Annotated in this window: 15 protein-coding genes and 1 pseudogene; 9 read left to right on the top strand and 7 right to left on the bottom strand. The window is 72.0% G+C overall.

What is annotated here, in order from left to right:
- Both hisN and ACVW07_RS17590 read left to right on the top strand, forming a co-directional pair.
- Positions 1-804, top strand: a complete 804-nt coding sequence (gene hisN, locus ACVW07_RS17595; RefSeq protein ID WP_456820503.1) for a histidinol-phosphatase — start codon at positions 1-3, stop codon at positions 802-804.
- A 48-nt stretch (positions 805-852) separates the two neighbouring features.
- Positions 853-1,641 (top strand): class I SAM-dependent methyltransferase, encoded by a 789-nt coding sequence (locus ACVW07_RS17590; protein ID WP_456820502.1) that lies wholly within the window; start codon positions 853-855, stop codon positions 1,639-1,641.
- Here ACVW07_RS17590 and ACVW07_RS17585 read toward each other — a convergent pair.
- The 7 genes from ACVW07_RS17585 to ACVW07_RS17555 form a co-directional block, all read right to left on the bottom strand.
- On the bottom strand, positions 1,595-2,647 hold the full coding sequence (locus tag ACVW07_RS17585; protein ID WP_456821112.1) for an ankyrin repeat domain-containing protein: 1,053 nt from the start codon (positions 2,645-2,647) through the stop codon (positions 1,595-1,597). The two genes, ACVW07_RS17590 and ACVW07_RS17585, sit on opposite strands and share 47 nt — an antisense overlap.
- Positions 2,648-2,687: 40 nt before the next feature.
- A complete protein-coding gene (locus ACVW07_RS17580) occupies positions 2,688-3,425 on the bottom strand; it encodes an HAD family hydrolase (RefSeq protein ID WP_456820501.1) in 738 nt (245 codons plus the stop codon).
- Positions 3,422-4,930 carry a glutamate--tRNA ligase gene (gene gltX / locus ACVW07_RS17575; protein WP_456820500.1) on the bottom strand — a complete coding sequence of 503 codons (1,509 nt, stop codon included), beginning with the start codon at positions 4,928-4,930 and terminating at the stop codon, positions 3,422-3,424. The genes ACVW07_RS17580 and gltX overlap by 4 nt, the downstream gene beginning before the upstream one ends.
- A gap of 40 nt (positions 4,931-4,970) precedes the next feature.
- A complete protein-coding gene (locus tag ACVW07_RS17570) occupies positions 4,971-5,156 on the bottom strand; it encodes a hypothetical protein (RefSeq protein WP_456820499.1) in 186 nt (61 codons plus the stop codon).
- Positions 5,153-5,938 carry a fumarylacetoacetate hydrolase family protein gene (locus tag ACVW07_RS17565; protein ID WP_456820498.1) on the bottom strand — a complete coding sequence of 262 codons (786 nt, stop codon included), beginning with the start codon at positions 5,936-5,938 and terminating at the stop codon, positions 5,153-5,155. Before ACVW07_RS17565 ends, ACVW07_RS17570 begins: the two co-directional genes overlap by 4 nt.
- Positions 5,939-5,996: 58 nt before the next feature.
- Positions 5,997-6,818 carry a methyltransferase domain-containing protein gene (locus ACVW07_RS17560; RefSeq protein WP_456820497.1) on the bottom strand — a complete coding sequence of 274 codons (822 nt, stop codon included), beginning with the start codon at positions 6,816-6,818 and terminating at the stop codon, positions 5,997-5,999.
- Positions 6,819-6,891: 73 nt separating this feature from the next.
- Positions 6,892-7,278, bottom strand: a complete 387-nt coding sequence (locus ACVW07_RS17555; protein WP_456820496.1) for a DUF1304 domain-containing protein — start codon at positions 7,276-7,278, stop codon at positions 6,892-6,894.
- 396 nt (positions 7,279-7,674) lie between these two features.
- Between ACVW07_RS17555 and ACVW07_RS17550 the strand changes: the two genes are divergently transcribed.
- The 7 genes and pseudogenes from ACVW07_RS17550 to ACVW07_RS17520 all read left to right on the top strand — a co-directional run bounded on the left by ACVW07_RS17550 (position 7,675) and on the right by ACVW07_RS17520 (position 13,584).
- Complete coding sequence (locus ACVW07_RS17550) at positions 7,675-8,379, top strand: hypothetical protein (RefSeq protein WP_456820495.1); 705 nt, start codon at positions 7,675-7,677, stop codon at positions 8,377-8,379.
- Positions 8,380-8,467: 88 nt separating this feature from the next.
- A complete protein-coding gene (gene pnuC / locus ACVW07_RS17545; RefSeq protein WP_456820494.1) occupies positions 8,468-9,169 on the top strand; it encodes a nicotinamide riboside transporter PnuC in 702 nt (233 codons plus the stop codon).
- The gene (locus ACVW07_RS17540) at positions 9,166-10,245 is read left to right on the top strand and encodes an AAA family ATPase (RefSeq protein WP_456820493.1); all 1,080 of its coding nucleotides are present in this window, start codon (positions 9,166-9,168) and stop codon (positions 10,243-10,245) included. Before pnuC ends, ACVW07_RS17540 begins: the two co-directional genes overlap by 4 nt.
- The gene (locus tag ACVW07_RS17535; RefSeq protein WP_456820492.1) at positions 10,242-10,907 is read left to right on the top strand and encodes an NUDIX hydrolase; all 666 of its coding nucleotides are present in this window, start codon (positions 10,242-10,244) and stop codon (positions 10,905-10,907) included. The genes ACVW07_RS17540 and ACVW07_RS17535 overlap by 4 nt, the downstream gene beginning before the upstream one ends.
- A gap of 54 nt (positions 10,908-10,961) precedes the next feature.
- Positions 10,962-11,240: pseudogene (locus ACVW07_RS17530) on the top strand (3-methyladenine DNA glycosylase); the annotation flags it as partial.
- A 175-nt stretch (positions 11,241-11,415) separates the two neighbouring features.
- Complete coding sequence (locus tag ACVW07_RS17525; protein ID WP_456820491.1) at positions 11,416-12,483, top strand: right-handed parallel beta-helix repeat-containing protein; 1,068 nt, start codon at positions 11,416-11,418, stop codon at positions 12,481-12,483.
- 60 nt (positions 12,484-12,543) lie between these two features.
- A complete protein-coding gene (locus ACVW07_RS17520) occupies positions 12,544-13,584 on the top strand; it encodes a heparan-alpha-glucosaminide N-acetyltransferase domain-containing protein (protein ID WP_456820490.1) in 1,041 nt (346 codons plus the stop codon).
- Positions 13,585-13,611: the final 27 nt, after the last annotated feature.

Below are 13,611 nucleotides of genomic sequence, written 5' to 3'. Positions count from 1 at the left end.
ATGAGCCTGCGCCCCGGGTACGACGACGACCTGCGCCTCGCGCACGTGATGGCCGACCAGGTGGACGGCCTGACGATGTCCCGGTTCAAGGCCCAGGACCTGCGCGTCGAGACCAAGCCGGACCTGACGCCCGTCTCGGACGCGGACAAGGCCGCCGAGGAGCTGATCCGCGGGCAGCTGTCCCGGGCCCGCCCGCGGGACGCCGTGCAGGGCGAGGAGATGGCCGACACCGGTCACGGGCCGCGCCGCTGGGTCGTGGACCCGATCGACGGGACGAAGAACTTCGTCCGCGGTGTTCCCGTCTGGGCCACGCTCATCGCGCTGCTCGACGGCGACGAGGTGGTCGTCGGGGTGGTCAGCGCACCAGCCCTCGGCCGTCGCTGGTGGGCAGCGCAGGGGAACGGTGCCTGGACGGGCAAGTCGCTCGCCGCGGCATCGCGTCTGCGGGTGTCGCAGGTGGACCGGCTGGCCGACGCCTCGCTGTCGTACTCGAGCCTGTCCGGGTGGGAGAAGCAAGGGCGGCTCGACGAGTTCCTCACGCTCGAGCGGACGGTGTGGCGCTCCCGCGCGTACGGGGACTTCTGGTCCCACGTGCTCGTCGCGGAGGGTGCCGTCGACCTCTCCGCCGAGCCGGAGCTGGCCCTGCACGACATGGCGGCGCTGGTGCCGATCGTCACGGAGGCCGGCGGGAGGTTCACGTCCGTCCGCGGCGTGCCCGGCCCGTTCGGCGGGTCCGCGCTGGTGACCAACGGGCTGCTGCACGAGGCGGCGCTCGAGATGCTCGACCCGATGCCCGGGGACTGAGCCGACCGGCACCTGCGGTGCTGCGCTGCCCCTGGCAGCATCGCCGGCATGACCGACGAGCACCGCGACGCCCGCGCCGCGTCCTTCAAGCTCGGGGCGGACGCCTATCACGCCGCACGTCCGGACTACCCCGAGGACGTCGTCCGGTGGGCGGTTCCCGAGGGCGCCCGGGACGTGCTCGACCTCGCCGCGGGCACCGGCAAGCTCACGGCAGGGCTCGTGCGGCTCGGCGTGCACGTCGTGGCCGTCGAGCCGTCAGACGCGATGCGCGCCGAGCTGGTCCGCACCGTCCCTGCCGCCGACGCCCGGCCCGGCACCGCGGAGGCCACCGGCCTCCCTGACGGGTCGATGGATGCGGTGACCGTCGCGCAGGCCTGGCACTGGTTCGACCCGCCGGCTGCGACCGGCGAGATCGCGCGTGTGCTCCGGCCGCACGGCCAGGTCGCCGTGATGTGGAACATCCGCGACGAGGACGTCGACTGGGTGAGCCGCTGGACGGAGATCGTGCACCGCGGCGACGCCCTGACGATCGCGTACGCGGAGCCGGCCCTGGGGGACGCCTTCACGGTGCCGGAGCACCGGACGGTCCGGTGGGTGACCACGGTGCGTCCGTCGGACCTCCGGTTCCTCGCCGCGAGCCGGAGCCACCTGCTGCTGCTCCCGCCCGACGAGCGCGACGCGCTCCTCGACGCGGTCGACGAGCTCACCGCCACCCATCCGGACCTCCGCGGCCGCGACAGCATCGACCTGCCCTACCGCACGGAGTGCTGGCGCGCGCGGCTCCGCGACCTCAGCGTCGGTACACCGGGGTGGCGAGCGGTACCGGCTCGGGGTTGAGCAGGACCCACCGGACCGTGAGCTCCGTGAGCCGGCCGAGGTCGGTGGTGTCGGCGTCGCCCGTCCGGACCGTCGACGCCAGTCGCGTCGCGTCGTCCAGCTCCGCCGGCGGGAGCGCCGTCCCGCTGCGCACGTGCACGACCAGCGCGTCGCACATCTGACGGTGGTCGCCGTCCCAGTTCGCACCGCCGTTGCGCAGGATCTCGTCGGCGAGCCGACCGCAGATCCGGACCGCCTCGCCCTGTGAGGTCGCCGCGGCGCCCGAACCCGGCACCAGCAGGCCCCAGAGCTCGTCGAACTGCTCGTTCCACCGCGTGGCGGTGACCTCGATCCTGGACCGCCCGTCGTGCTTGTGCAGCGCCGCCACCGGGGGGACGCCGAGCAGCGCGTACAGGTCCCGCAGGGCCGCGTCGGCCTCGTCGAGCGAGTCAGGATTGAACGACGTCCGGAAGAACTCGAACGTCTCGCCCATCTCCCGGACCCGCGCACGCATGCCCTCGTCGACCACCGCACCGGCCTCCACGAGCAGCCGCGCGAGCGGCGCCACGTACGCGATGTCCGCGTTGCGACAACGCGCCAACGCGTTACCGAGCGGGGTGCGGCCCTGCCGGTCGGTGGCGTGCGGGTCGGCGCCCGCACGCAGCAGCGCGTCGACCGCCTCGACCCGCCCGTGACCGGCCGCGCAGTGCAGCGGCGTCGCCCCCTCGGTGTCTCGCACCGCGACGTCAGCACCCAGCTCGGTGAGCACCTCGATCCCGGCGCGCCGTCGCCGGTGGTACAGCGCCGTACGGGAGTACCGGTCGTGGGTGTCCACGTCGAGGCCCTGCCCGACGAGCCAGCGGGCCAGCTCGTCCGGGCAGTCGTCGAATGCCAGTGCCGTCCGGTGCAGCAGCTTGTCGGTCGCGTCGAGCGCGCGACGCTCGTACACGGCCTGCAAGGCCGGCAGGTCGCCCGACGCGAGCAGGTCCTCGAAATCCTTCGGCAGGTGCGCCCGCTTCGCCTTCATCACGGGCGCGATCATAGAGGCGGCCGACGACACCGGGATTTCAGAGCCCGAGCACGGCCGGCAGCTCGTCCAGGGCGTGCACCACGGTGACTCCGGCCGCCTCGATCTGCTCGTCGGAGATGGTGTGCCGCCGGCCGCCGGGCCTGTCCAGCCACACCCCGAGCAGACCCGCAGCGCGTGCCGCCTCGGCGTCGACGTCGAGCTCGTCGCCCACGTAGGCCGTCCGGGCGGGGTCGGTGCCCAGCCGACGGCAGGCCTCCGTGAAGACGTCGGGGTGCGGCTTCCCGTAGCCGAGCGTGTCGACACCCACGAGCATCGGGACCCGGCCGATCAGCCCGACCCGCTCGAGCTTGGACGTCTGGTACGCGACCGACGCGTTGGACAGCGCCCCGACCGCCAGCCCGGCGGCCAGCAGCCGGTCGACGACGGTGACGTCGGGGTGGGCCGTCCACGCTGACGTGAAGCCGTCCTGGAACACCTCGTCCCACCGCGCGAACGCCTCGTCGTCGAGCGCCGGTCCGCCGAACTGCGCGTGCAGCTCGTTGGCGCGCGCCAGCCGCTGAGCGACGAAACCGACCTCGCCGCGGGTGTACGCCGCGTAGTGCCCGTTCACGTCGGCACGCCAGGTGGTGACCAGCTCGGCGTCGCGGTCCGCCGGGAGGTCCGGCAGGTACCGCCGCGCGACGACCCCGAGCGCCACGGCGAACGCGCCGCGCGTGTCGACCAGGGTGTCGTCGATGTCGAACAGCACCCCGTCCACGAGGGGCGAACCGGTCACAGCGTCGCGCGCAGCGCAGCGAGCCGGGCCAGGGTGGAGGCCTGGCCGAGGATCTCCATCGACTCGAAGAGCGGGGGCGACACGCGGCGGCCGCTGAGTGCCACGCGCAGCGGCGTGAACGCGAACCGGGGCTTGAGCCCGAGGCCGTCCACGAGGGCCGCCTGGAGCGCCTCCTGCGTCGCGGCCGTCGTGAACCCGTCCTCGGGGATCGCGGAGAGTGCGGCGTGTGCGGCGTCGAGCGCAGCGGCGGCGTCGTCGCGCAGGGCCCCGCGTGCGTCGTCCTCGACGGTCAGCGCGTCGTCCGCGACGAACAGGAAGCCGAGCATGGGCACGGCCTCCCCGAGCAGCGTGATGCGCTCCTGGATCAGGGGCGCCCCGGCGTCGAGCAACGCCCGGTGGGCGGGCTCCAGGTCGGCGTAGGAGTCCGTCGGGACCAGGCCACCGCGGTGCAGGTACGGGACCAACCGGTCGCGGAAGTCGTCGCCCGCGAGCATGCGCACGTGCGCCGAGTTGATGGCCTCCGCCTTCTTGAGGTCGAACCGCGCGGGGTTGGGGTTGACGTCGGCGATGTCGAACGCGGCGACGAGCTCGGGCATCGTGAACACGTCGTTGTCCGGCGAGATGCCCCAGCCGAGCAGGGCCAGGTAGTTGAGGAGCCCTTCGGGGGTGAAGCCACGGTCACGGTGCAGGAAGAGGTCGGACTCGGGATCGCGCTTCGACAGCTTCTTGTTGCCCTCCCCCATCACGTACGGCATGTGGCCGAACTGCGGGAGGACGCTCGCGACCCCGAGGTCCAGCAGGGCGCGGTACAGGACGACCTGCCGCGGGGTGGACGAGAGCAGGTCCTCGCCGCGCAGCACGTGGGTGATCCCCATGAACGCGTCGTCCACCGGGTTGACCAGCGTGTACAGCGGGTGGCCGTTGGCGCGCACGATCACGTAGTCCGGCACCGAGCCGGCCTTGAACGTGATGTCACCGCGGATGAGGTCCGTGAACGTGATGTCCTCGTCGGGCATCCGCATGCGCAGCACCGGCTCGCGACCCTCGGCACGGTAGGACGCCCTCTGCTCGTCGGTGAGGTCGCGGTCGTACCCGTCGTAGCCGAGCTTCGGGTCGCGGCCGGCCGCCCTGTGCCGCGCCTCGACCTCCTCGGGCGTCGAGAACGACTCGTACGCGTGACCGCCCTCGACGAGCCGCCGCACCACGTCCTGGTACAGGTCGTAACGCTGCGACTGCCGGTACGGCGCGTGCGGGCCGCCCACCTCCACACCCTCGTCCCAGTCCAGGCCGAGCCAGCGCAGCGCGTCGAGCAGCTGCAGGTAGCTCTCCTCGGAGTCGCGCGCCGCGTCGGTGTCCTCGATGCGGAACACGAACCGGCCGCCCGTGTGGCGGGCGTACGCCCAGTTGAACAGCGCCGTGCGGATCATGCCGACGTGCGGCGTCCCGGTGGGCGACGGGCAGAAGCGGACGCGCACGGCGGAGCCGGCAGAAGCGGGGGTGGTCACAGGGACAGGCTAGTTGGCGCGAGCCACGTGGTTCCGCTGGTCATGGAGCCAGGCCCGGGTGCGGCACGTCGGTGCCGGCCCCGGTGCGGCGACGGCGGCGCACCGCGACGGCCGCGACCGTGATCGCCGCCGCCGCGACGCCGACGAGCGGGAAGAGCACGAGGACCGTCCAGATCACGTCGTACGCGGACGGCAGGAGCGGGTTCGGCAGCTCCTCGGCGCTCACCTGCGGCGCAGGACCGGGTTGCGGAGCACGCCGATCTCCTCGACCTCGACCTCGACGACGTCCCGGTCGACGATCGGGCTGACGCCCGCGGGGGTCCCCGTGAGGATGACGTCGCCCGGCAGGAGCGTGAACACCTCCGACACGTACGAGACGAGGTAGGCGGTGTCGAAGATCATCTGCGACGTCCGGCCGTCCTGCTTCGTCTCGCCGTTGACGCGGGCGGTGACGGCGAGGTCGTCGACGTCCAGACCGGGCACGATCCACGGGCCGATGGGGCAGGAGCCGTCGAACCCCTTGGCCCGCGTCCACTGCTCGTCGGAGCGCTGGATGTCGCGGGCAGTGACGTCGTTGGCGACCGTGAAGCCGAACACGTGCTCCAGGGCGCGCTCCGGGCTGACGTCCTTGGTGACCTTGCCGATCACGACGGCGAGCTCAGCCTCGTGGTCGACGTGCTCGGTCCAGTCGGGCAGCACGATCGGGTCGTCGGGGCCGATCACCGACGTGTTGGGCTTGAGGAACAGCAGCGGCGCGGCGGGGACGTCGTTGCCGAGCTCCTTCGCGTGGTCCGCGTAGTTGCGGCCGACGCCGATGATCTTGGACCTGGGGATCACCGGTGCGAGCAACCGCACGCTGTCGTCGTCGAGGGGGACGCTCTCCCCGGTGGGCTGCACCGGCGTGTACAACGGGTCCCCGGTGATGACGACGAGCTCCTCCGCTCCGGGCTCACCCTCGACGAGGGCGTAGCGGGGGTCTCCTCCGGTGGTGAATCTCGCGATGCGCACGCTCGAAGCCTAGGGCGTGCCTCGGGCTCCGCGACGACGCCACCAGCAGGGGCGCCGCTCAGACGCGCGCGAGGACCTCACCGTGCAGCACGGCGAACCAGCCGTCGGGCTCTTCGCCCCACTCCCGCCAGGCGTCCGCGAGCAGCTCCAGCCCGACCTCGTCGGCCAGGCCGTGGTCGATGGCCTGCGCCGCGAAGTTCGACTTGACCGACCGGTCCGCCCACAGGCCCGCCCACCACGTGCGGTCCTCCGGCGTCGCGTAGCACCAGACGGCCGCGCTCGGCACGATCCTGGACGGGTCGAACCCCGCCTCGCGCACCCACGAGAGCAGCTTGCGCCCGGCGTTGGCCTCGGCCCGGTTGGCCTGCGTGACCTCGTGGTACAGCGCGAGCCACTCGTCGAGCCCGGGCGACGGCGGGTACCACGTCATCCCGGAGTAGTCGGCGTCGCGGACGGCGACCACGCCGCCGGTCCGGGTGACGCGACGCATCTCGCGCAGGGCGGCGATGGGGTCGGTGAGGTGCTGGAGCACCTGGTGCGCGTGCACCACGTCGAAGGTGCCGTCCTCGAAGGGCAGGTCGTACGCGTCGGCCACCTCGAAGGTGACGTTGGACGCCCCGGCCTCCTTGGCGGCGTCACGGGCGATCTCCACGACGGCCTCGGACGCGTCCACACCGATGACCTCACCCGGCTCCAGGCGGGCGGCCAGGTCGATCGTCACGGAGCCGGGTCCGCATCCCACGTCGAGCAGCCGGGTGCCGGGCACGAGGGCGGGCAGCAGGTACCCGGCGGAGTTCTCGGCCGTCCGCCACCGGTGGGAGCGCAGCACGGACTCGTGGTGCCCGTGCGTGTAGACATCGGGGTTCGCCGGCGTGTTCACATCGAACTGTAACCATTTCGGCCCGGGGTATTTCAATGGTCGGGACGACTCGTATCGAGTGGTGAGATTCCGGCTATCCGGCCAGGGCGGCCACGGAGCAGAGCACCGCCAGCAGCGGGACCAGCCCTTGCGTCGCTGCCGCGCGGGCCATCCGCCCGTCCGTCGCCACGAGGACCACCGCCGCCGCCAGCATCGACCCGCAGGCCAGCAGCACGAGCGACAACCCGACGGTCTGGTCGGAGCCCGCCGCGAAGGCGATCCCGACGACCGCTCCCACGGCGAGGAACAGGTTGTAGAAGCCCTGGTTCAGCGCCCAGGGCCGGACTGCCGCGACGTCCTGCGGCCGGGTGCGGAACCGGGCGTACACGTCGGGGCGTGTGAACAGCACGGCCTCCAGCACGAAGATGACGGCGTGGAGGGCGGCGGCGAGGGCGGCGAGGACGAGCGCGACGGTGAGCACGCGTCAGTCTCCTCGGTGCCGGGCCGGGCGGGCAACGACCGTCCCGTGCCTACGCTGGTGGCATGACGACGGCCCTGGGCACCACCGCGCTCGACGCGCCGGCCTGGGTGGCCCTCGCGGCCCGGCACGCCGAGCGCGCCGACGGCCTGACCGCCGCCCACCGCGCCCGCAGGGCGGCCGGGGCGAGGCACGCCGTCGAGGACTTCCTGTTCGAGTACTACCCCACCAAGCCGGCGGCGCTGCGTCGCTGGCACCCCGGCGTGGGCGTGGTGCTCCTCGCCGGCGAGGACGGGTCGGCACCCCACGCAGCGTGGCGGTGGTACCGCGCGGACGACGGCGCGGTCGCGCTCGACGCCCACGCCTTCCTCGCGGACCGGGGCGACACGGTCTCGGTTCGTGGTCGACCTGCTGTCCGCGACCTCGTCACGCCCGGCGTTCACGGGCTGCTTCGGGCTGCACGAGTGGGCGATGGTGTACCGCGAGGACGAGCACCGCCACGCCCTCCCCCTGCGGCTCGGCGGCGCGGGGACCGACCACGTCGTCGAGTCGCACCGCATCCGCTGCTCGCACTTCGACGCCTTTCGGTTCTTCACCCCGTCGGCGGCACCGCTCAACGCCCTCCGGCCGACCCGTGAGTCCCAGGTCGCGCTCGAGCAGCCCGGATGCCTGCACGCCGCCATGGACCTGGTTGTAGGTGAAACAGGCAGCGCTCAACTTGCTGGTGATGTCTCGCTGACCAGCGACGACGGCGTCAGGACTTTGCTGCCGCTGACCCGCGAGACGCAGGTGGACTACGAGCAGCCGGGATGTCTTCACGCAGCTATGGATTGCTACAAGTGGGCAAGCAAGCTCGGCCCGATCGTGCCGGGCGAGCTGCTGCTCGATTGCTTCGAGCTCGCGATGGAGATCCGCTACACCGACATGGCGGCGTCCCCGTACGACTTCACGTCCTACGACCTCGCACCGATCAAGATCGAGACCCCCGAGGGCAAGTCCGAGTACGTGCGGCGCCAGCGCGACTACGCCGAGCGCTCGAACGCGCTGCGCGGGCGACTGCTGGACGCCTGCCGGATAGTCCTGCCCTCCGTCGCGAACGAGTGAATCGGAGGGTGTTTAGCGCAGAACTGCGTTAAGTCGCCTAGGGTGAGGTCATCGCGGAGCGCGATGCACCGAACGGAGGCTGACGAGCATGGCTGTGCAGACGGATATCGACACGGCGGCCGGTGGGCGCACCGGCTGGTCGCGCTCCCCCCAGCGCGACATGGTGATGGCGATCGGCGCGGCGGCACTCCTCACGCCCGCGAGCTACGTGCTCGGCCGTCTTCTCGGTTGGACCTCTGAGGTCGAGTGGCTCGAGGTCCTCGCGGTGGCGACGTCGTACGCCAGCACCGCGCTCTGCATCCTCCAGCGTCGGTTCAACTATGTCTTCGGAGCCGTGAGCACGGTCCTGTACGCGGCGTTGTTCTTTCGGCACGGTCTGATCGCCTCGGCGCTGCTCAACGTGTACCTGACTCCGCAGCTCGTCTACGGCTGGTTCCGCTGGCGCCGGGACGCCGACACGCGGCCCGTCACGTGGCTCGTCAAGGAACGTCGATGGATCCCGGCGTACGTCGGGGTGACGATCGCCGCGTACGCCGGCGGCGTCTGGCTCGTCGGCGTCCTCGGCGGGCACCTCGCCTGGGCGGACTCGGCGATCCTCGCCGGCTCCCTCCTCGCCCAGTTCCTGCTCGACAACAAGCGCATCGAGACCTGGTTCGTGTGGATCGCCGTGAACGTCATCGCCGTCTGGACCTACATGGCGTCGGGACTCGTCGTCGCGGGCATCCAGTACGTCCTGTTCATCGCGACGGCCGTGCTCGGCTTCGCCGCCTGGCGCCGGAGTATGCGATGAGCGAGCGCGCGTGGGTTCTCCTGACGGCACTCCCACCGACCACGGGTCACGGCGACTTGATCTCCTTCGCCACCCGGGCGGCCCGGACCGTCCACGTGGTCCTGTGCACTCAGCCGAGCGAGCCGCTCGCCGACGCGCGTCATGCCGCACTGCTCACGCTGGCACGCCGGCCCGAGCTCGGCGGTGCCGTCGTCGTGCACCGCATCCACGACGAGCTGCCACAGGAGCCGGCCGACGCGGCCGACTTCTGGCCGATGTGGCGCGGCCTCCTTCGCGGCCTCGGTGCGCAGGACGGGGACCTCATCGTGACCTCGGAGGCCTACGGCGCCGACCTCGCGTCGGCGATCGGCGGCCGGTTCCTTCCCTACGACCCGTGCCGCCTGGTCAACCCGGCGAAGGCCACCCGGGTGCGCGAGCACCCGATCGACGCGTTCTCCGAGCTGCTCCCCGAGTTCCAGCCGTACCTGCGCAAGCGAGTCACGGTGTTCGGTGCCGAGTCGGTCGGCAAGACGACGATGACGCGACGCCTGGACGAACTCGGTCTCGCCGTGGCGCTCCCCGAGTGGGCCCGCCCGTACCTCGAGCTCGACGTCGTCGGGCCCGAGGTCACTCCCGAAAAGATGTACACGATCTGGCAGGGCCAGCTCGCCCAGCAGCTAGCCGCGGAGGCGATCGCGACCCGGCGCGGCCGGCCGTTCATCGCCCAGGACACCGACCTTTTCTCCACGGTCGGGTACTGGCTGCTCAAGGGTGTCAAGTTCGGCGAGCCCGAGGTGCCACCCGCGCTCTGGGCCGACGCCACCCAGAACGCCAGCGACCTGTACCTCATCCTCGGCCAGGACGCCGTGCCCTTCGAGGCTGATCCGCTCCGATACGGCGGCGACCGGCGGGAGTCCAGCGACGCTTTCTGGGTCGACCTGTGCGAACGTACCGGTCTGAACTGGGTGCTCGTCGACGACACGACCGTCGCCGCGCGCGAGGAACGGGTCGTGGCAGAGCTCCGTCGCGTGTTCGGTGCCCCGCTCAACTATCGACGCCGAGGGCGCGAGTACCAGGCCGCGGGCGGTCGGGCATGACGCTCCCTCGCGACGACTCGGGCCGGGCGCTCGAGGACTACCCGCGCCCGTCGGTCGCCGTGGACACCGCCGTCCTCACCGTCGATCGGGGACTGCTCTGCGTCCTGCTCGTTCGGCCGACCAGCTCCGAGCCCGCTGCGGCGTGGCGGCTCCCCGGTACGTTCCTGCACCCCGGAGAGACGTTGTCGGACGCGGTCGTGCGCTCGCTCACGGCAAAGGCCGGAGTCACCGGTCTTCGACCGGAGCAGCTCCACGTGTTCGACGACCCCCGCCGTGACGACCGCGGGTGGGTGCTGTCAGTCGCCCACCTCGATGTCGTACGTGCTGACCGCATCCCGTCCCGGCCCGAGAGCCGGCTCGTGCCTGTCAGCGAGGTTCCCGACCTGCCGTTCGACCACCGCTCCATCATCGACTTCGCAGTCGACGAGCTTCGCAGCCGCTATGAGTCCTCGGCCGACCCGTTCTCGCTCGTCGAACACGCAGAAGCCGACGGCGCATTCACCCTACTGGAACTGCGAGCGGTCCACGAGGCGGTCGCCGGTCATCGCCTGCTACCCGACACCTTTCGTCGCGCGATGCGCACGTCTCTCGTCGAGACCGGACGGCGGAGCCAAGGGCGACGCGGGAAGCCAGCGGAACTGTTCCAAAGACGAGTCAACTGAGTGTCCATGTCCACCGCGTTGATGGGCCGGAGCCCACGAGATGCATGTTGGCGGCACGCATTGATAGACGTGTACAAGTGGGCCACCAAGCTGGGCCCGGTCGTGCCCGGCGACCTGCTGCTCGACTGCTTCGAGCTCGCCCGCGAGATCCGCACGCTCGACATGCAGGCATCGCCGTACGACGTGAGCTCGTACGGGCTCGACGCCGTGGCGATCGAGACCCCCGAAGGCAAGGCGGAGTACGTCCGTCGGCAGCGGGACTTCGCGGTCCGGTCCGACGGCCTCCGGACGCGCCTGCTCGCCGCGTGCGACGCCGTCGGCCCGTTGCACTGAAGGGCTGGGGCGCTGAGGCGCTGCGCGCTGCCGCGCTGGGGAAGGAGTTCACCCCCCAGATCGGGTCGAAGCGGTTGTTCTCCGGCGCCCGATGCGAGGACGGTTCGATGCGTACGCCGGGGCGCGGCCCCAGCGGCGTCATGAGAGGCCAGTCATGCACCGTGGAGCCGCTGTCATGTCCTGCGTCGCCCTCTCGGCGGCTGCCACCCTCGTCGCCGCACCGGCGACGGCCGGACCGCCGCCGGTGTGCGGCTCGACGCTGACCGTCGACACCCGGCTCACGGCCGACCTCTGGTGCCCGGCCGACGGGGTGCGGCTCGCCGCCGGAGTGACGCTCGACCTGGGCGGGCACACCCTCGGCGGGTCGGCCGGTGGCATCGGCGTCGCGGTGTCCAACGAAGGTGCGGTGGCGGTCCGCGACGGGACGCTCTCGGGGTGGAGCAGCGCGGTGCACACCTGGGCGGTCGGCGGCCCGGACGCGACCAACGGCCCGCTCACAGTGCGCGGCGTGACCTTCGAGGAGAACGGCGTCGGCCTCGACGCCTCCGGCGAGTCGAGCACCGGGCTGTACGTCAAGCCGACGACCGTCAAGGGCTCCACCTTCCGGCGCAACGACCTGGGGCTGAGCACCAACTGGTTCGGGCGGGCCCAGGTCGAGCTGTCCACGTTCGACGGCAACACCATCGGCCTGTTCGACGGGGGCGACGTCGACGTGCGCCGCTCCAAGTTCCGCGACAACACGTACGGGGTGGTCGTCACCGAGGCCTCGGGGCACATCCAGGACTCGACGTTCACCGACAACCGGACGGCCGTGCGCCTGAACGAGGTCGGCGCCGTGACGATCGCCGGGAGCCGCTTCGCCGGGTCGGACGTCGCGGTCGACGGGAGCGGCTGGGCCGTCGACGTCGCGGGCTCGACGTTCGTGTCCAACACGACCGGCGTGGACGTCGGCGAGTACGGCGGCGCCGTCGTGCGCAGCACGTTCTGGCGGAACGGCACCACGATCCGGCTGCCCGACATGCCGTCGGGGCCCACCCTCGTGCAGGACAACACGTTCCGGCAGAACACGGACGGGCTCTACGTCGCGGCCGGGGACCCGTCGTTCCAGATCGGTGGGAACGTCGCCCGCGCCAACACCGGCTGGGGCCTGCACGTCCCGGGCGCCACGGATCTGGGCGAGAACAGGGCCGCTGCCAACGGCAGCGTCCCGCAGTGCGTCGGGGTGGTCTGCGCCGCGCCGTGACCCGGTCGACGACGGGCGGGCTCCCCGCCGGGGCACTGGCCCGCGGATACCATCCGGGGCATGCGCCGCATCGTGGGGATCGACGCCGCCCGGGGGCTCGCCGTGCTGGGGATGATGACGGCGCACGTGGGTCCCGACGACCACGGTCCGGTCCCGCCCGGCGGCTTCGCACAGCTGGCCGACGGGCGGCCGGCCTCGCTGTTCGTCGTGCTGGCGGGAGTCTCCCTCGCCCTGCTCTCCGGCGGGCCGGACGTCGTCACCGGCACTCGGCTGGTGCAGGCGCGCGTGCGGATCCTGGTGCGGGCGCTCCTGCTCTTCGGTCTCGGTGAGCTGCTCGTCCTGCTCGGCACGCCCATCGCCGTCATCCTGCCCACCTACGGGCTCATGTTCACGCTCGGCTCCGTCGCGCTGCGATGGTCACGCTCCGCACTTCTCATGGGTGCCTTCACACTGGCCGTCCTCGGCCCGCCCCTCGCGCAGTCGCTGTCTGCGACCCTGGTACGCGGACCCGTCGCGGAGGTCGCGGACCTGGCGATCGGGCACTACTACCCCGCACTCGTCTGGACGGCGTACCTGCTGGTCGGGATGGCCGTCGGACGTTCGGACCTGCGTTCCCCGCGCCTGCGGGCGAAGGGCGCCCTCCTCGGTGCCGGCCTGGTGGTCCTCGGCCACGGCGGCTCCTGGGTCGCGCTCCACGTGCTCGGCTGGCCCGACCGGCTCGCCACCTCCGAGCCGCACTCGTCGACCACGTTCGAGGTGGTCGGCAACGTGGGCGTCGCCCTGATCGTGCTCGCGGCGTCGCTCGTCGCAGCCGAGAGGTGGCCGCGTGCACTCGCCCCCCTCGCGGCCGTGGGGTCCCTCGCGCTCACCGCGTACACCGTGCACATCGTGGCCATCGCCGTCCTGGGCGACGCGGTGGTCCGCGAGCCGACGGTCGGTGGGTGGATCGCCTTCCTCGGCACGACGGTGGCCCTCTGCTGGCTGTGGGCGTCGACAGTGGGGCGTGGACCGTTCGAGTGGCTGCTGCACCGGGTGTCCACGGCCACCGCCGACGTCGGTGTCCCGGACGACACGACGGGTGAGCCGACGCACGCCGCCTGACCGCGCCGTCCGTCGTCGACACCCGTG

The organism is Cellulomonas sp. URHB0016, assembly GCF_054057935.1.
The sequence above is the reverse complement of the archived record's forward strand: the minus strand, read 5'-3'. Positions and strand labels throughout refer to the sequence as shown.

Coding starts and splice junctions, on each gene's coding strand:
- hisN (WP_456820503.1), top strand. CDS start 1: ATGAGCCTGCGCCCCGGGTACGACGACGACCTGCGCCTCGCGCACGTG.
- ACVW07_RS17590 (WP_456820502.1), top strand. CDS start 853: ATGACCGACGAGCACCGCGACGCCCGCGCCGCGTCCTTCAAGCTCGGG.
- ACVW07_RS17585 (WP_456821112.1), bottom strand. CDS start 2,647: ATGAAGGCGAAGCGGGCGCACCTGCCGAAGGATTTCGAGGACCTGCTC.
- pnuC (WP_456820494.1), top strand. CDS start 8,468: ATGGCTGTGCAGACGGATATCGACACGGCGGCCGGTGGGCGCACCGGC.
- ACVW07_RS17540 (WP_456820493.1), top strand. CDS start 9,166: ATGAGCGAGCGCGCGTGGGTTCTCCTGACGGCACTCCCACCGACCACG.
- ACVW07_RS17535 (WP_456820492.1), top strand. CDS start 10,242: ATGACGCTCCCTCGCGACGACTCGGGCCGGGCGCTCGAGGACTACCCG.
- ACVW07_RS17525 (WP_456820491.1), top strand. CDS start 11,416: ATGTCCTGCGTCGCCCTCTCGGCGGCTGCCACCCTCGTCGCCGCACCG.
- ACVW07_RS17520 (WP_456820490.1), top strand. CDS start 12,544: ATGCGCCGCATCGTGGGGATCGACGCCGCCCGGGGGCTCGCCGTGCTG.